Origin of the sequence: Pseudomonas sp. GM55 (assembly GCF_000282395.1) — a bacterium.
Lineage (GTDB): Bacteria > Pseudomonadota > Gammaproteobacteria > Pseudomonadales > Pseudomonadaceae > Aquipseudomonas > Aquipseudomonas fluorescens_CC.
Genome location: NZ_AKJJ01000001.1, coordinates 14,210 through 30,602 on the forward strand (window position 1 = coordinate 14,210; position 16,393 = coordinate 30,602).

Annotated in this window: 14 protein-coding genes; 4 read left to right on the top strand and 10 right to left on the bottom strand. The window is 60.4% G+C overall.

All coding sequences use genetic code 11. The features are described from left to right. A complete protein-coding gene (locus PMI31_RS00075) occupies positions 1-633 on the bottom strand; it encodes a 2OG-Fe(II) oxygenase (protein ID WP_008015371.1) in 633 nt (210 codons plus the stop codon). Between the two features lie 108 nt (positions 634-741). Between PMI31_RS00075 and PMI31_RS00080 the strand changes: the two genes are divergently transcribed. Further along, on the top strand, positions 742-1,494 hold the full coding sequence (locus tag PMI31_RS00080; protein ID WP_008015373.1) for a DUF2059 domain-containing protein: 753 nt from the start codon (positions 742-744) through the stop codon (positions 1,492-1,494). A gap of 143 nt (positions 1,495-1,637) precedes the next feature. Here the strand turns inward: PMI31_RS00080 and PMI31_RS00085 are convergent, their stop codons facing one another. Beyond that, a complete protein-coding gene (locus tag PMI31_RS00085; protein ID WP_008015375.1) occupies positions 1,638-2,585 on the bottom strand; it encodes an alpha/beta hydrolase in 948 nt (315 codons plus the stop codon). A 96-nt stretch (positions 2,586-2,681) separates the two neighbouring features. Here PMI31_RS00085 and PMI31_RS00090 point away from each other — a divergent pair, with 96 nt between their 5' ends. Together PMI31_RS00090 and PMI31_RS00095 are read left to right on the top strand one after the other, a co-directional pair. Continuing rightward, positions 2,682-3,278 (top strand): DUF6436 domain-containing protein, encoded by a 597-nt coding sequence (locus PMI31_RS00090; protein WP_008015377.1) that lies wholly within the window; start codon positions 2,682-2,684, stop codon positions 3,276-3,278. Between the two features lie 88 nt (positions 3,279-3,366). After that, positions 3,367-5,766, top strand: coding sequence for a penicillin acylase family protein (locus PMI31_RS00095; RefSeq protein ID WP_008015380.1), 2,400 nt, complete (start codon positions 3,367-3,369; stop codon positions 5,764-5,766). A gap of 141 nt (positions 5,767-5,907) precedes the next feature. Here the strand turns inward: PMI31_RS00095 and PMI31_RS00100 are convergent, their stop codons facing one another. Next, positions 5,908-6,873, bottom strand: a complete 966-nt coding sequence (locus PMI31_RS00100; RefSeq protein ID WP_008015382.1) for a GlxA family transcriptional regulator — start codon at positions 6,871-6,873, stop codon at positions 5,908-5,910. A 304-nt stretch (positions 6,874-7,177) separates the two neighbouring features. Here PMI31_RS00100 and PMI31_RS00105 point away from each other — a divergent pair, with 304 nt between their 5' ends. Next, positions 7,178-7,819, top strand: a complete 642-nt coding sequence (locus PMI31_RS00105; protein ID WP_008015384.1) for an HD domain-containing protein — start codon at positions 7,178-7,180, stop codon at positions 7,817-7,819. A 149-nt stretch (positions 7,820-7,968) separates the two neighbouring features. Here the strand turns inward: PMI31_RS00105 and PMI31_RS00110 are convergent, their stop codons facing one another. The 7 genes from PMI31_RS00110 to PMI31_RS00140 all read right to left on the bottom strand — a co-directional run bounded on the left by PMI31_RS00110 (position 7,969) and on the right by PMI31_RS00140 (position 16,390). Continuing rightward, the gene (locus PMI31_RS00110) at positions 7,969-8,859 is read right to left on the bottom strand and encodes an ABC transporter permease subunit (RefSeq protein WP_008015386.1); all 891 of its coding nucleotides are present in this window, start codon (positions 8,857-8,859) and stop codon (positions 7,969-7,971) included. Further along, positions 8,856-9,737 carry an ABC transporter permease subunit gene (locus PMI31_RS00115; RefSeq protein WP_238539257.1) on the bottom strand — a complete coding sequence of 294 codons (882 nt, stop codon included), beginning with the start codon at positions 9,735-9,737 and terminating at the stop codon, positions 8,856-8,858. Before PMI31_RS00115 ends, PMI31_RS00110 begins: the two co-directional genes overlap by 4 nt. A 35-nt stretch (positions 9,738-9,772) precedes the next feature. Continuing rightward, positions 9,773-10,915: an ABC transporter ATP-binding protein gene (locus PMI31_RS00120; protein ID WP_008015388.1), complete on the bottom strand. Its 1,143-nt coding sequence runs from the start codon at positions 10,913-10,915 to the stop codon at positions 9,773-9,775. A 73-nt stretch (positions 10,916-10,988) separates the two neighbouring features. Beyond that, entirely contained in the window at positions 10,989-12,086 is a 1,098-nt protein-coding gene (locus PMI31_RS00125; protein WP_008015389.1) for a polyamine ABC transporter substrate-binding protein, read from the bottom strand. A gap of 240 nt (positions 12,087-12,326) precedes the next feature. After that, the gene (locus PMI31_RS00130) at positions 12,327-13,436 is read right to left on the bottom strand and encodes a polyamine ABC transporter substrate-binding protein (RefSeq protein WP_008015390.1); all 1,110 of its coding nucleotides are present in this window, start codon (positions 13,434-13,436) and stop codon (positions 12,327-12,329) included. Positions 13,437-13,607: 171 nt separating this feature from the next. After that, positions 13,608-14,972, bottom strand: coding sequence for an aspartate aminotransferase family protein (locus tag PMI31_RS00135; protein ID WP_008015391.1), 1,365 nt, complete (start codon positions 14,970-14,972; stop codon positions 13,608-13,610). Between the two features lie 59 nt (positions 14,973-15,031). Further along, positions 15,032-16,390 carry a glutamine synthetase family protein gene (locus tag PMI31_RS00140; RefSeq protein WP_008015392.1) on the bottom strand — a complete coding sequence of 453 codons (1,359 nt, stop codon included), beginning with the start codon at positions 16,388-16,390 and terminating at the stop codon, positions 15,032-15,034. Between the last annotated feature and the right edge of the window lie 3 nt (positions 16,391-16,393).

Genomic DNA, 16,393 nt, shown 5'->3' on the forward strand with positions numbered 1-16,393 from the left:
TCAGAACGGCTCGTTGCCGCGCCGCCGGAACCAGCCGGTCAGCGACAGTCGATCCCGGGTCGCGGGCAGGACTTCGTGGGGAACCTCTCCGGAGAGAAACACCACCAGGCAGCCACCGACAGGTTCCACGTCGTAGACGCGATCATTGTCGAGGTACATGCGCAACTGGCCGCCGTGTTCGGGAAGCCAGCCGTCATTAAGGTAAACCACCGCCGAAACCATGCGCCGGTCGTCATCGCGAAAGCGGTCGACGTGCTGCAGGTAGAACGCACCGGGCGGGTACATCGCAAAATGGCTTTCGAAATCCTCCAGGCCGAGAAACAGACCGCGATTGATCGCTTCGCGCAAGCTGTCCATCAAACTCAGATAGCTGTCGCAAGCCTCGGCCTGGCCGGGGTCGATCCACTGGATATGGTCGCCACGAATCCCTTCGCGGATCTCCGATGAGGGCCCGCGGCCCACCGCGGCCGGAGCCAGCTCACCCTCGGCAGCACGTTTACGACACTCGGCCGCCAGCGCTCGGGTCAGGTCCTGAGACAGGAAAATATTCTGCTGCGACCAGCCGTGCTCGGCCAGGTCGTCGACGATTCGTAACAGCAGCGGGTGATCAGAGGATATTTGCATGTCGCGCATAGTATTCCTGCGCCCGAAAATCCGACAGAGCCGCGCAGCGGGTTGATACGAATTCTCGACAAGTACGGATGCCGCACGGAGAATAGTCGCCTGCTGACTGGAGTCCCTATGCGCCGTTTGCTTTTATCACTGCTGATGTTCTGCGTTTTGCCCGCCTGGGCAGACGGCCACGACCAGTTGTACAAGGTCGCCGGCTGGCCGGAACAACGCGCGCATTTCAACGACGCCCTCTCGGCTGCTCAGCAACGCTACCAGGGCAGCCTGCCTCCGGCGGTGTTTCAGGCACTGGTCAGTAACAGCAATCAGCGCTTTTCCCCCCAGGCCGTGGACCAGCGCGCCGAAACGCAATTGCGCAAGAACCTCGCCAACCCCAAACCCGCATTGACGTTTTTCCAATCGCCCCTGGGCAAGAAAATCGTCGCCGCCGAGTTGCTGGCGACCCGTCGCGACCAACTGGCGAAAAACGCCAAGGGCCTGCCGAAGATGCAGGCCAGCGACAGCCGCATGCTGATCATCGGCCATTTGGCACAAGCCCTGCCCGCTCGCGAGGCCGGCGCCGAAGTCAGCCTGGCGATTGCCGGGGTTGCCGCCGACAGCTTGAGCTCGATGATCCCGGGGTTGCTCGGTGCCGGTCAGGCCCAGGGCATGCTCAACGGCCAGCGCCAGCGCCTGATGGACCAGATCGGCAGCGATCTCAACAACACACTGCTGTATGTCTATCGCGACCTGTCGGACGACGAGCTGGAAGAGTTCGCGACCTTTGCCGAATCGGCAGAAGGCCAGGCTTATTATCAAGCGGCGCTGGCGGCGATTCGGGCGGGTTTGGCGGTGGGGCAGAGCAATTCGAACCTGACCCAGTGATATTCGTTTCCAAGTAGATCGCTTTCGCGGGCAAGCCCGCTCCCACAGGTTTTGCGGTGATCACAAAATTGTGGGTTGACTCAAAACACTGTGGGAGCGGGCTTGCCCCGGGCGGCGTTCCGACGATGGGGCCGGAACAGTCACTAAGAATTTCGGCCCTTGATCCGCCTGGTCAAAAACCCGAAATACTCCTGCCGCATCACCAACGTTTCATTCGCCAGATGATGCCGTGCCTCGGGCAGCATCAGCACCTGCGGCCGATCAAACTTGCCCCGCAACACTTCCAGGTTGTGCTCCCAATCCACCGTCATGTCAGCCTGCCCCTGCACGATCAGCGGCCGGCGGGGACTCATGGGGGCGGCCTCGATGCGTTTGATCCAGCGCGCCAGCGCGCCCACCCAGGCTGTCGGCAGGCGCAGCGGCTGCAACGGATCGGCCTGCAGGAACGGCAAAAAGGCCGGGTCGTTGGAGTTCTCGCTGAAGCGCCGGGCAATGGCTTTGACGAAAGGCTTGAGCAAGTAGTAACTCAACTGCGACCAACCCCACGCCCGCGGCCGCACCAGCGGCGACAGCAGAATCACCTGGCCCTGCGCCGGACTGTTCGCTCCTGCATTCAACACATGATCGATCACGATCGCCCCGCCGGTACTCTGACCGCACAGGTGCCAAGGTTGCGGCAAGTCGAGGGATTGCGCCTCGCGGAACAACCCTTGCAACGCGTCCTGATACTCGGCGAAATCCTTGATGCTCGCCCGCTCGCCACTGGACAAGCCATGGCCCGGCAAGTCGCAGGCAATCACCGCAAAGCCCTGATCCAGCGCCCACTCGATCACATGCCGGTAGAGCCCGGTGTGATCGTAGAAACCGTGGATCACAAACAGCGTCGCCTTCGCCTGCTCTGGCCACCAGAACTGGCTGACCAGTTCATAACCATCGACATCGAATCGCCCAAGACCGCTGCGCACCTGACGCGACGCAAAATCCAGCCCGTAGAACTGCTGGTAAGCCTGCGCTTGCGCCGACAACGGCTGCCCGGCCGCCAGCGGCAGCAAGCCTGCACGTAGAAGATCGGGGTCGAAAGTAGCCGGCATGGACGATTCCAGAGCGTGAAACGGACTTTATAGGCCTGCGATATTCTTCTGTCGCGGCAAGCATGGCAAGCTAGCCGGCCTTCGAGGACTGAACCGATGCGCCCGCCCTTTCGCACCACCCTGTTTGCCAGCCTGCTCGCCGTGGTGTGTGCCGGCGTGTTGTGGGCGGCCTACGACTGGTTCCAGGGGCGTTACCTGCGGGCGTTCAGCGAGCACACGGCGATGTTTTCCGGTGATCCGCTGCGCCTTCCCGAATCCCTCGCCGGCCCAGGCGCCATCCGTCTGGTGCATTTCTGGGACCCGGCCTGCCCGTGCAATGTCGGCAATCAACAACACCTGGCCGAACTGGTCGAGCGCTACGTACCCCATGGCGTGGAATTCTATGCCGTGCAAAAACCCGGTAGCCATGGCCAGTTGCCGAGCACCTTGAGCAGCCTCAAAACCATCGACATCCTGCCCGGCTCCGAGCAGATCCCCGCCAGCCCGGCCGTGGCGATCTGGGATCGCAGCGGCAAACTGGCGTACTTCGGCCCGTACAGCGAAGGCCTGACCTGCAACTCCAGCAACAGCTTTATCGAACCCATCCTGCAGGCGCTGGATGAAGGCCGCACAGTGAGTGCCACCCACACACTGGCCGTGGGTTGTTACTGCCCGTGGCCTGTCGATCCAGCGAAGCAGGGAAAGACGCGGTAATACGAATCCCTCCTACGGGCGATGCGCCAAATCGGCGCGCCGTGTTACACAGTGGCCCCTGGAATCACAATAAAAACAAGGAGTCGCCATGAAACGCAGCCTGACCGCTCTCGCTCTGTTGATCGTCGTGCTGGCCGCCGGAGCCGGCGGGTACCTCTACAGCAAGCAGCCGTCACGCCAGGGCATGGTGGAACTGCAACACCTGCAAGGCTCCGTCACCGTGCGCTACGACGAGCGTGGCGTCCCGCACATCCGCGCCGACAACGAAACCGACCTGTACCGCGCCCTCGGCTACGTGCATGCCCAAGACCGCCTGTTCCAGATGGAAGTCCTGCGTCGTTTGGCCCGTGGCGAACTGGCTGAAGTGCTCGGGCCGAAACTGCTCGACACCGACAAACTGATGCGCAGCCTGCGCATTCGCGAACGCGCCGAAACTTACCTGGCGAATCTCGACAAGCAGTCGCCTTCCTTCATCGCCATGCAAGCCTATCTGGACGGCATCAACCAGTATCAGGACAGCCACGCCAAACCCGTGGAGTTCGATGTGCTGGGAATTCCCAAGCGCCCATTCACCGCCCAGGACACCATCAGTATTGCCGGGTACATGGCCTACAGCTTTGCCGCGGCCTTTCGTACCGAACCCTTGCTGACATTCGTGCGCGATCAGCTGGGGCCCGACTACCTGAACGTCTTCGATCTCGACTGGCAACCAAAAGGCGTGCTCAACGGGCCCGCGCCCGCCTTGGCCAGTGCCGACTGGAAAGACCTCAACGCCCTCGCCCGCCTGAGCGAACAAGCCTTGGCTGACAACGGCCTGCCACAGTTCGAGGGCAGCAACGCCTGGGTCGTCGCGGGCAGCCGGACCCAAAGCGGCAAGCCGCTGCTGGCGGGTGATCCGCATATCCGTTTTTCCGCGCCATCGGTGTGGTACGAAGCGCAGCTCTCGGCGCCGGGCTTCGAACTCTACGGCCACTATCAGGCCCTGATGCCGTTCGCCTCCCTGGGCATGAACCACGACTTCGGCTGGAGCATCACCATGTTCCAGAACGACGACCTCGACCTGATCGCCGAGAAGGTCAACCCGGACAACCCCAACCAGGTCTGGTATCGCGGCAATTGGGTGGACATGACGACCAGCGAGCAGCAGATCGCGGTCAAAGGCCAGGCCCCGGTCACCCTGGTGCTGCGCCAGTCGCCTCACGGCCCGATCGTCAACGATGCCTTGGGCAACAGTGTCGGCAAAACGCCGATTGCCATGTGGTGGGCTTTTCTCGAAAGCCAGAACCCGATCCTGGAGGGCTTCTACCAGCTCAATCGCGCCGACACACTGACCAAGGCCCGCGGTGCCGCAGCAAAAATCCAGGCCCCGGGCCTGAATGTTGTCTGGGCCAATGCCAAGGGTGACATCGGCTGGTGGGCAGCGGCGCAATTGCCTAAACGCTCGGCGGGTGTACGCCCGTGGTTCATCCTCGACGGCAGCACCGCCGAGGCGGACAAGGACGGCTTCTACCCGTTCAGCACCAACCCCCAGGAAGAAAACCCCGCGCGGGGCTACATCGTCTCGGCCAACTTCCAGCCGGTATCACCGACCGGCATGGAGATTCCCGGTTATTACAACCTTGCCGATCGTGGCCAGCAGCTCAATCGCCAGCTCAGCGACAAAGCCATCAAGTGGGACCTGGAAAACAGCCAGAAGCTGCAACTGGGTACCACCACCGCCTACGGCCCGCGCTTGCTGGCACCGCTGTTGCCGGTGTTGCGCGAAGTGGTGAAGGATCCCGCCGAACTCAAACTGGTGGAGCAACTGGCCCAGTGGAAAGGCGATTACCCGCTCGACTCGACCAGCGCCACGCTGTTCAACCAGTTCCTGTTCAACCTGACTGACGTGACGATGCGCGATGAGCTGGGTAACGACTTCTTCGAAACGCTGCTCTCGACCCGGGTGATCGACGCCGCGCTCCCCCGCCTGGCCGCTACTGCCGATTCACCGTGGTGGGACAACCGCAGCACCCTCGGCAAGGAAACCCGTGCCGACACGGTCAAGGCAGCCTGGCAAGCCAGCATCGCGCACCTCAAGAGCACCCTCGGCGCAGACGCCTGGCAATGGCAGTGGGGCAGCGCGCACACGCTGACCCATGGCCATCCGCTGGGGCAGCAAAAGCCGCTGGACCTGATCTTCAATGTCGGCCCTTTCGCCGCACCCGGCAGCCATGAAGTGCCGAACAACCTCTCGGCGAAAATCGGCCCGGCTCCGTGGCCTGTCACCTACGGCCCTTCGACCCGACGCCTGGTCGACTTCGCTGACCCGGCCCACAGTCTGACCGTCAACCCGGTTGGCCAGAGCGGCGTGCTGTTCGACCGTCATTTCGACGATCAGGCCGAAGCCTATATCGAAGGGGTTTACTACCAGGCGCATGTCAATGATGAAGAAGTCACGGCCAATACCCGCAGCACTTTGAAGCTGCTGCCGGCGCGGGCTGCGCAGTAGATCTTCGCCGGTCGGGCCGGCCTCTTCGCGGGCAAGCCCGCTCCTACAGGGTTCTGTGTCGAACACAAATTTTGTGAACACCAGAGAAACCTGTGGGAGCGGGCTTGCCCGCGATGAGGCCCGAATGAACAACACAAGGCTTCAAACCATCGCCGCAAAGTTCAGCCGGAACTGGTGAGGTGTCACCCCCAGCCTGCGATTGAACACACTGCGCATGTGCTGGGCATCGCGAAAACCGCATTGATAGGCCACAGTCTTGAGCGGCGCACGAGTGCTTTCGAGCATCACTCGCGCCGCATCGACCCGCGCGCGTTCGACGAACTCGGCCGGGGTGATTTTCGCTTCCCTGGCAAACACCCGGGAAAAATTGCGCGCGCTCATGTTGGCGGCGTTGGCCAGATCAGCAATGGTCAAGTCACCGGTCAGATTGGCCAACACGTAATGCTGGACCATCGCCACTGCCGAGGTCGGTTCGGCGTGGGGCGTGAGGAACGGGCTGAACTGCGATTGCCCGCCCGAACGCTGGGTGAACACTACCAGCCGCTTGGCGACATTCAGCGCCACTTCCGGCCCGTGATCCCGCCCCAGCAGGTACAAAGACAGATCAATCCCTGCCGTGACCCCGGCCGAGGTGAACAACTCCCCGTCTTCTACGTAAAGGCGATCCGCTTCAACCCGGGACGAAGGGCACAGCGCCGCCAGATCCGCTGCGTCCTGCCAATGCGTGGTGACTGTGCGCCCCTCCAGCAACCCCGCCCGGGCGAGCATGAACGCCCCATTGCAGATCGAACCAAAACGCCTGGCCCGCGCACAGGCATCGCGCAACCAGCCATCGAACGCGGCGCCAAAATCCATGAACGGCAACTGCGGACCACCGGCAACCAACAGCAGGTCATAGGCCTGTAACGCATCGTTGAAATGCCGATGGGCGTTCAGCGCCAGACCGTTGGAACACGCCATCACCCCACGCTCCACGCCGATCACCTCCAGCCGATAGTGATCCTCGGGCGCGAGGAAACGATTGGCCTCGGCAAACACATCCATGGGACCGGTGACGTCCAGCGACTGGACGCCGGCGAACACCACGATGGCGACGGTTTTACTCATGACGTGAATCGCCTCCTGTGGATCTGATTGCACCGTTCCCTGTAGGAGCGAGCTCGCTCGCGATGTACGCAAGAGCGCCGCGTACATCCAGGCAGCCCACGTCATCGTTGACGTCCATCGCGAGCAAGCTCGCTCCTACAGGGTCTGCATGCACCCTATCCAATACCCGCCCAACAAGCGAGGCTGGCGCGATATGCACGCTCATTGGCCGGGATCGCAGCCATGGATCGATTGTCCGGCTTCGGGGGCCGGAACAGACTGAAACCCTCAGCGCCAACAGGGCGTTCACGACGAGGAAAACCCCATGAGCACCACCATCGCCGGCATCAGGATCCCCGACAGCGCATTGGCCAGGGCCACCACCGAATACATCCGCGACATCGAATCGGACCTGCTCTACCACCACTCGCGCCGGGTCTTCCTGTTCGGCGCACTGAGCGGTGAGCGCAAGCAACTGGCCTACAACCCGGAGTTGCTGTACGTCGGGGCAATGTTCCATGACCTGGGCCTGGTGGAGGGTCATCGCAGTGACAACGAGCGCTTCGAAGTCGATGGGGCCAACGCCGCAGCGGCATTCCTCAAACCATACGGACTGAGTGATGACGATATCGAACAGGTCTGGCTATCGATTGCCCTGCACACCACACCGGGTGTGCCTCGGCACTTGCGGCCCACCGTGGCGCTGGTAACGGCGGGTGTCGAGATGGACGTGCTGGGCATGGACTACGCGGCGTTCTCCGCCGTGCAGCGCGAAGCTGTGGTGCATGCGCATCCACGGGGCGAGGGATTCAAGGAATGCATCATCTGCGCGTTTGCCGACGGCTTGCGCCACCGTCCGCACACCACCTTCGGTAATGTGAAGACCGACGTGCTGGTGGATCAGGAGCCGGGGTTCAAACCGATGAACTTCGTCGAGGTCATCCGCAAATCACCCTGGACCGCCTAAACACCAAAAAAACCTGTGGGAGCGGGCTTGCCCGCGATTAGGGCATCACATTCAACATAGATGTTGACTGTCAGTCCGCTATCGCGGGCAAGCCCGCTCCCACTGGGATCTGGGTTGGTCACGGAATTGTGGCCAACCCGACTTCAGACTCAAGCCGCTTCCGGTGCCTGCGCGCGACGCACGTCCGGTTGCTTCCACGAATCGGCTGCCGCTTCTTCGATCGCTTGCTGGATCGCACGCTTGCGGCTTTCTTCGGCACGACGGCTGAAGAACCAGACCATGAAAGTCACGATCGACACTGCCAGCAGAATCAGGCTGGCCACGGCATTGATCTCGGGTTTGACCCCCAGACGCACCGCCGAGAACACTTCCATCGGCAGGGTCGTGGAACCCGGGCCCGACACGAAGCTCGCCAGCACCAGGTCATCCAGCGACAGGGCGAACGACATCATGCCGCCGGCCGCCAGCGATGGGGCGATCATCGGGATGGTGATCAGGAAGAACACCTTCCACGGTTTCGCGCCCAGGTCCATGGCCGCCTCTTCGATGGACAGGTCCAGCTCACGCAAGCGCGCCGAGACCACCACCGCCACATAGGCCGCGCAGAACGTGGTGTGGGCGATCCAGATGGTGACGATGCCGCGTTCCTGCGGCCAGCCGATCATCTGCGCCATGGCCACGAACAGCAGTAGCAGCGACAGGCCGGTGATCACCTCCGGCATCACCAGCGGCGCGGTGACCAGGCCACCGAACAGGGTGCGGCCCTTGAAGCGTGTAATACGCGTCAGGACGAACGCCGCTAATGTACCCAGTGCCACCGCCGCCACCGCCGTGTAGCAGGCGATTTCCAGCGAACGTACCACCGACCCCATCAGTTGGGTGTTATCGAGCAGGCCGACGTACCACTTGATCGACCAGCCACCCCACACCGTCACCAGCTTCGAGGCGTTGAACGAGTAGATCACCAGGATCAGCATCGGCAGGTAGATGAACAACAGACCCAGTACCAGCATCAGGCTGGAGAAACGGAAGCGCTTCATTCTTTACCCTCCATTTCCTTGGCCTGACTGCGGTTGAACAGGATGATCGGCACAATCAGGATCGCCAGCATCACCACCGCCAGGGCAGACGCCACCGGCCAGTCACGGTTGTTGAAGAACTCTTGCCAGAGCACTTTACCGATCATCAGGGTTTCCGGGCCGCCGAGCAGTTCCGGAATCACGAACTCGCCCACCACCGGGATGAACACCAGCATGCAGCCGGCGATGATGCCGTTTTTCGACAGCGGCACGGTGATTTTCCAGAAGCTGTTGAACGTGCTCGAACCCAGGTCCGATGCGGCTTCCAGCAGGCTCTGGTCATGCTTCACCAGGTTGGCGTACAGCGGCAGGATCATGAACGGCAGGTAGGAATAAACCACGCCGATGTAGACCGCCAGGTTGGTGTTGAGGATCTGCAGCGGTTCGTCGATCCAGCCCATGCTCATCAGGAAACCATTGAGCAGGCCGTTGTTGCTGAGGATACCCATCCACGCATAGACGCGGATCAGGATCGCGGTCCAGGTCGGCATCATGATCAGCAGCACCAGCACCGTCTGCACTTCCTTGCGGGCAACGGAAATGCCGTAGGCCATCGGGTAACCGATCAACAGGCAGAGGATGGTGCTGAAAAGCGCCATCTTCAACGAGCCGAGGTAAGCGGCGATGTACAGTTCGTCACCGCCCAGCATCGCGTAGTTGCCCAGGTTCAGCAGCAACTGCAGCTTCTGCTCGGCGTAGCTGTAGATTTCGGTGTACGGCGGAATGGCCACGTCTGCTTCGGCGAAGCTGATCTTCAGGACGATGAAGAACGGCAGCATGAAGAACAGGAACAGCCAGATGAATGGAATGCCGATGACCATCTGACGGCCACCGGGAATTATTCGATTGAGACGGCGTTTTAATTTGCGCATGTTCATGAGCGAAGTACCACGCCGCTGTCGTCTTCCCACCACACGTAGACCTGATCACCCCAGGTCGGACGCGTGCCACGGCGTTCGGCGTTGGCCACGAACGACTGCACCAGCTTGCCGCTTGGCAGTTCGACGTAGAACACCGAGTGGCCGCCGAGGTAGGCGATGTCATGCACCTTGCCGCTCGACCAGTTGTACTCGCAAGTCGGCATGTCAGCGGTGACCAGCAGTTTTTCCGGACGGATCGCGTAGGTGACCGACTTGTCCTGCACCGAGGTGCTGATGCCGTGGCCGACGTAGATCTGCCGGTCCAGGTCCTTGCAGGTGATGGTTGCGTGGCCTTCGGCGTCTTCGATCACTTCGCCTTCGAAGATGTTCACGTTACCGATGAATTCGCAGACCAGGCGGCTGGTCGGGGTTTCGTAGATGTCGATCGGGCTGCCGATCTGGGCGATCCAGCCCAGGTGCATGATCGCGATGCGCTCGGCCATGGTCATGGCCTCTTCCTGGTCGTGGGTCACCATGACGCAGGTTACGCCGACGCGCTCGATGATCTCCACCAGCTCCAGCTGCATCTGCGAACGCAGTTTCTTGTCCAGCGCGCCCATCGGTTCGTCGAGCAGCAGCAGCTTCGGTCGCTTGGCCAGGGAACGGGCCAGGGCCACACGCTGACGCTGGCCGCCGGACAACTGATGCGGCTTGCGCTTGGCGTACTGGCTCATCTGTACCAGCTTGAGCATTTCGGCCACGCGGGCGTCGATTTCAGCGTTCGGGATCTTGTCCTGCTTGAGGCCGAAGGCGATGTTCTGCGCTACGGTCATATGCGGGAACAAGGCATAGGACTGGAACATCATGTTGATCGGCCGCTCGTAGGGCGGCATGTCAGTGATGTCTACGCCATCGAGGAAAATCCGCCCCTCCGTAGGCCGTTCGAAACCTGCGAGCATGCGCAGCAAAGTGGATTTGCCCGATCCCGAACCGCCGAGCAGGGCGAAGATTTCGCCTTTCTTGATTTCCAGGGACACATCGTCCACGGCAATCGTCTCGTCGAACTTCTTCGTGACCCGGTCGATTTTGACCAGCACCTGTTTAGGTTGCTGGTCGCCCTCGAGGGCTTTCTTATAGGCGCCGGAGGCAACTGCCATTTACGAAACTCCCGAAAAAAAAGAGTGCAGTTCGCTCAAGGTGAGCCAACCTTGGATAGTCTGAGCCTTGAAACTACTTACCCGACTTGACCGTGGTCCAGCTGCGGGTCATCAAGCGTTGAATCTTCGGTGGTAACTCGACGGACACGTAGGTCTTGTCGAGTACCTCTTGCGGTGGGTAAACCGCTTCGTCGGTGCGAATGGACTGTTCCATCAGTTTGTCCGACCCCGGGTTAGGGTTGGCATAGCCGACGTAATCACTGACCTGGGCGATAACCTCAGGCTTCAGCAAATAGTTGATGAAGGCGTGGGCCTGTTTCGCGTTTGCCGAGTCCTTCGGAATCGCCAGCATGTCGAACCAGAGTGCGCCGCCTTCTTTCGGAATGGCGTAGGCGATGTTGATACCTTTCTTGGCTTCCTTGGCACGGTTGCGGGCCTGGAAGATGTCGCCAGAGAACCCGACCGCCACACAGATATCGCCGTTAGCCAGGTCGGTGATGTACTTGGACGAGTTGAAGTAGGTGACGTAGGGCCGCACGGCCAGCAACTTGGCGGTCGCCTTCTTGTAGTCTTCCTCGTTGGTGCTGTTGGCATTCAGGCCCATGTAGTTAAGGACCGTCGGCATCATCTCATCAGCGGAATCGAGGAACGCCACGCCGCATTTGTGCAGCTTCTTGATGTTCTCAGGCTCGAACAGCATGCTCCAGGAATCAATCTTGTCGACGCCCAGCACAGCCTTGATCTTGTCGACGTTGTAACCGATGCCGTTGGTGCCCCACAGGTACGGCACGGCGTACAGGTTGCCCGGATCGTTCTGCTCCAGACGCTTGAGCAGCACCGGGTCGAGGTTCGAGTAATTCGGCAACTGCGACTTGTCGAGCTTCTGGAAAGCACCGGCCTTGATCTGCTTCCCGAGGAAGTGATTCGACGGTACGACCACGTCATAGCCGGTATGCCCGGCCAGCAACTTGCCTTCCAGGGTTTCGTTAGAGTCGAAGACGTCATAGACCGGCTTGATTCCGGTCTCTTTCTGGAAGTCGGCCAGGGTGGTCTCGCCGATGTAATCCGACCAGTTATAAATATGCACAGTGCTGGCGGCCTGGACACTGACAGCAATTGTCAGCCCTGCGCCCACCAGCACGGCATTGCGCAACAAAGAAAAAACAGGCAAGTGGAGGTCCTCTAAAATTAGTTGGGCCCAAGTTGCCCCGCGTTACATGACAACCGTGGTTGCCCGGCAACAAAACCGGCGCGCAACTTACCCTCGAAAAACCGTTCCAGCAAACTTTATGCAGATCCTTGTAGGAGCGAGCCTGCTCGCGATGGTCGTCAACGATAACGCGTGGTGCCTGACACCCCGCAGCGTTCCGATTTTTTTCGCGAGCAGGCTCGCTCCTACAGGGCGTATTTCTTATTTACCGGACTTGATCTTGGTCCAGCTGCGGGTCATTTCACGCTGGGTCGCCGCTGGCAGGTCGGCGATGGCATACAACTTGGCCTGCACATCGGCTGGCGGGTAGATGCCTGGATCGCTGGTGATGTCTTTTTCTACCAGAGCGGTTGCAGCGGCGTTACCGTTCGGGAAGCGTACGGCGTTGGTGATACCGGCCATGACTTCAGGCTTCTGCAGGAAGGTCATGAACTTGTAGGCGCCCTGAACGTTCTCGGCATCCTTGGGAATCGCGACCATGTCGAAGAAGCTGCCAGCGCCTTCTTTCGGAATGGCATAGCTGACTTTGACCTTGTCACCCGCCTCTGAGGCACGGGACTTGGCCTGCTGAACGTCACCCGAGTAGCCAACCGCTACGCAGATGTTGCCGTTGGCCAGGTCCGAGATGTACTTGGAGGAGTGGAAGTAGGTGATCGAAGGACGAATCTTGAGGAACAGGTCCTCGGCTTTCTTGATGTCTTCTTTCTTCTGGCTGTCGGTTGGCAGGCCCAGGTAGTGCAACGCGACCGGGAGCATTTCGGTCGGCGAATCGAGGAAACTCACACCGCAACCCTTGAGCTTGGCGATGTTTTCCGGCTTGAGCAGTACGTCCCAGGAGTCGATGGTGTCGACGCCCAACGCAGCCTTGACCTTCTCAGGGTTGTAACCGATGCCGATCGAGCCCCACATGTACGGGAAGGCGTGCTTGTTACCAGGGTCACTGACCGAAACGGCCTTGAGCAGATCCTGGTTCAGGTTTTTCCAGTTAGGCAGCTTGGACTGGTCCAGCTCCTGATATACGCCAGCCTTGATCTGCTTGGCCAGGAAGTTGTTCGACGGCACGACCACGTCGTAGCCGGACTTGCCCGCCAGCAGCTTGGCTTCCAGGGTCTCGTTGCTGTCGAATACGTCGTAAACGACCTTGATCCCCGATTCTTTCTCGAAGTTCGCGATGGTGTCCGGAGCGATGTAGTCGGACCAGTTGTAGACGTGCAATACCTTGTCGTCCGCCTGAACCGCACCCGCCATCATGCCCGCGACGGACAGGGCGAGAAGAGTCTTGCCAGCAAGCTTTTTACCTAATGCCTTCATGCGTCATGCTCCAAATTTTTCTTTTTTGAACCACTTTGTTCAGCGGCCGAACCCGGGCAACTGGAACTGCGGCTAGTCTGGCAAGATCCGAGACGATCTTTCAAGAAAAGACCGGTCTTTGTGACAGCTTTGAGCGAGAGCGCCGCAGCTCTCTCGCTCTGAGCCTAGCACTTAGCCCTGCAATGCACTCAGGGTCAGGTCAAGGCACTTGCGAGCCTTGGTCACCAGCTCATCGATTTCCGCCGGCGTGATCACCAGTGGCGGAGCGATGATCATGGTATCGCCGACTGCGCGCATGATCAGGCCATTGTCGAAGCAGAACTGACGGCAGATCATGCCGACGCCCTTGCCCTCGTAACGCTTGCGAGTGGCCTTGTCCTGGACCAGTTCGATGGCCCCCAACAGCCCTACCCCACGAACTTCACCCACCAGCGGGTGATCGTTCAGTTCCCGCAGACGCTTTTGCAAATACGGTGCCGTTTCGGACTTCACACGCTCGACAATTTTTTCGTCGCGCAGGATACGGATGTTTTCCAGACCCACAGCCGCCGCCACCGGGTGCCCGGAGTAGGTGAAACCGTGGTTGAAGTCGCCGCCCTCATTGAGCACGTCCACCACTTCGTCACGCACAATCAGGCCACCCATCGGGATGTAGCCCGAAGTCAGGCCCTTGGCGATGGTCATCATGTCGGGCTTGAGGCCGTAGAAATCGGTACCGAACCACTCGCCGGTACGGCCGAAACCGCAAATCACTTCGTCAGCCACGAACAGGATGTCGTACTTGGCGAGGATTTCCTTGATGCGCGGCCAGTAAGTCTCTGGCGGAATGATCACGCCGCCGGCGCCCTGGATCGGCTCGGCAATAAAGGCACCGACGTTGTCGACGCCGACTTCCAGAATCTTTTCTTCCAGCTGGTTGGCCGCCCACACACCGAATTCTTCCGGGGTCATGTCGCCGCCTTCGCCGAACCAGTACGGCTGGGCAATGTGGACGATGCCCGGGATCGGCAAGTCGCCCTGTTCGTGCATATATGTCATGCCACCCAGGCTCGCGCCGGCCACGGTGGAACCGTGATAGCCGTTCTTGCGGCTGATGATGACTTTCTTGTTCGGCTGGCCCTTGATCGCCCAGTAGTGACGGACCATACGCAGCATGGTGTCGTTGCCTTCAGAGCCGGAACCGGTGAAGAACACATGGTTCATGCCTTGCGGCGCGATGTCGGCGATGGCCTTGGCCAGCTCCAGTACCGGCGGGTGTGCCGTCTGGAAGAACAGGTTGTAGTAAGGCAGCTCGCGCATCTGTTTGCTGGCGGCATCGGCCAGTTCATCGCGACCATAACCAATCGCGACACACCACAGGCCGGCCATACCGTCGAGGATCTTGTTGCCTTCGCTGTCCCAGAGGTAAACGCCCTTGGCGTTGGTGATGATCCGCGGGCCTTTCTCTTTCAGCTGCTTGAAGTCGCTGAACGGAGCCAGGTGGTGATCACTGCTCAAGGTTTGCCATTCACGGGTTTGCGGATTGTTGCTGGTCATACGAATCTCCTAAAAAAATCAGGTGAAAGCACCGCCAAGCAACGGCGGCGCCCGGCGTATCAGACGGCAAAGAGCAGGAATTCCCTTTCCCACGAACTGATGACGCGCTTGAAGTTTTCATGCTCGGCCCGCTTGACCGCGACGTAGCCAGTGATGAAATTTTTGCCCAGGTACTTCTCGATGGTTGAACTGTGTTCCATGCGTTCCAGCGCATCTTCGATGGTCAGCGGCAGGCGCAGGTTGCGACGTTCATAGCCGCGACCCACCACCGGCGCGCTCGGGTTCAGGCCTTCGACCATGCCGATGTAACCGCAGAGCAGGCTCGCGGCAATCGCCAGGTACGGGTTGGCATCGGCGCCCGGCAGGCGGTTTTCCACCCGACGGTTTTGCGGCCCCGCATCCGGTACCCGCAGGCCCACCGTGCGGTTTTCTTCGCCCCACTCCACGTTCACCGGTGCCGAAGTGTCCGGCAGGAAGCGGCGGAACGAGTTCACGTTCGGGGCGAACAGCGGCAACAGCTCGGGAATGAGTTTCTGCAGGCCACCGATGTGGTGCAGGAACAACTGGCTCATGGTCCCGTCGTCGTTGGAGAAGATGTTCTTGCCCGTCTCGATGTCGATGATGCTCTGGTGCAAGTGCATGGCACTTCCCGGCTCGCCGGTCATCGGCTTGGCCATGAAGGTCGCGGCGACGTTGTGCTTGAGCGCGGCCTCGCGCATGGTGCGCTTGAACACCAGGATCTGGTCGGCCAGGGACAGGGCATCGCCGTGACGGAAGTTGATTTCCATCTGCGCCGTGCCGTCCTCGTGGATCAGCGTGTCGAGGTCCAGATCCTGCAGTTCGCACCAGTCGTAGACGTCTTCGAACAACGGATCGAACTCGTTCGCCGCTTCAATGGAGAACGACTGACGACCGGTTTCCGGGCGACCGGAGCGGCCGACCGGCGGCTGCAACGGATAGTCCGGGTCGTCACTGCGCTTGGTCAGGTAGAACTCCATTTCCGGCGCCACGATCGGTTGCCAGCCTTTGTCGGCATAGAGTCTCAGGACTTTCTTGAGCACGTTGCGCGGTGACAGCTCGATCGGGTTGCCTTGCTTGTCGTAGGTATCGTGGATGACGATGGCGGTCGGCTCGATGGCCCACGGCACCACGTAAACGGCGTCGGCGTCCGGCTTGCAGACCATGTCGATGTCGGCCGGGTCGAGCAGTTCGTAATAGATGTCGTCTTCGACGTAATCGCCGGTCACGGTCTGCAGCAGTACGCTTTCTGGCAGGCGCATGCCCTTTTCGGCGATGAATTTGTTGGTCGGCGAAATCTTGCCCCGGGTAATCCCGGTCAAGTCGGCGATCATGCATTCGACTTCTGTGATCTTGTGGTTTTTCAACCAATCGGTGAGCTGGTCGAGGTTGTTACTCATAAA

Coding starts and splice junctions, on each gene's coding strand:
- PMI31_RS00075 (WP_008015371.1), bottom strand. CDS start 633: ATGCGCGACATGCAAATATCCTCTGATCACCCGCTGCTGTTACGAATC.
- PMI31_RS00080 (WP_008015373.1), top strand. CDS start 742: ATGCGCCGTTTGCTTTTATCACTGCTGATGTTCTGCGTTTTGCCCGCC.
- PMI31_RS00085 (WP_008015375.1), bottom strand. CDS start 2,585: ATGCCGGCTACTTTCGACCCCGATCTTCTACGTGCAGGCTTGCTGCCG.
- PMI31_RS00090 (WP_008015377.1), top strand. CDS start 2,682: ATGCGCCCGCCCTTTCGCACCACCCTGTTTGCCAGCCTGCTCGCCGTG.
- PMI31_RS00095 (WP_008015380.1), top strand. CDS start 3,367: ATGAAACGCAGCCTGACCGCTCTCGCTCTGTTGATCGTCGTGCTGGCC.
- PMI31_RS00100 (WP_008015382.1), bottom strand. CDS start 6,873: ATGAGTAAAACCGTCGCCATCGTGGTGTTCGCCGGCGTCCAGTCGCTG.
- PMI31_RS00105 (WP_008015384.1), top strand. CDS start 7,178: ATGAGCACCACCATCGCCGGCATCAGGATCCCCGACAGCGCATTGGCC.
- PMI31_RS00110 (WP_008015386.1), bottom strand. CDS start 8,859: ATGAAGCGCTTCCGTTTCTCCAGCCTGATGCTGGTACTGGGTCTGTTG.
- PMI31_RS00120 (WP_008015388.1), bottom strand. CDS start 10,915: ATGGCAGTTGCCTCCGGCGCCTATAAGAAAGCCCTCGAGGGCGACCAG.
- PMI31_RS00130 (WP_008015390.1), bottom strand. CDS start 13,436: ATGAAGGCATTAGGTAAAAAGCTTGCTGGCAAGACTCTTCTCGCCCTG.
- PMI31_RS00135 (WP_008015391.1), bottom strand. CDS start 14,972: ATGACCAGCAACAATCCGCAAACCCGTGAATGGCAAACCTTGAGCAGT.
- PMI31_RS00140 (WP_008015392.1), bottom strand. CDS start 16,390: ATGAGTAACAACCTCGACCAGCTCACCGATTGGTTGAAAAACCACAAG.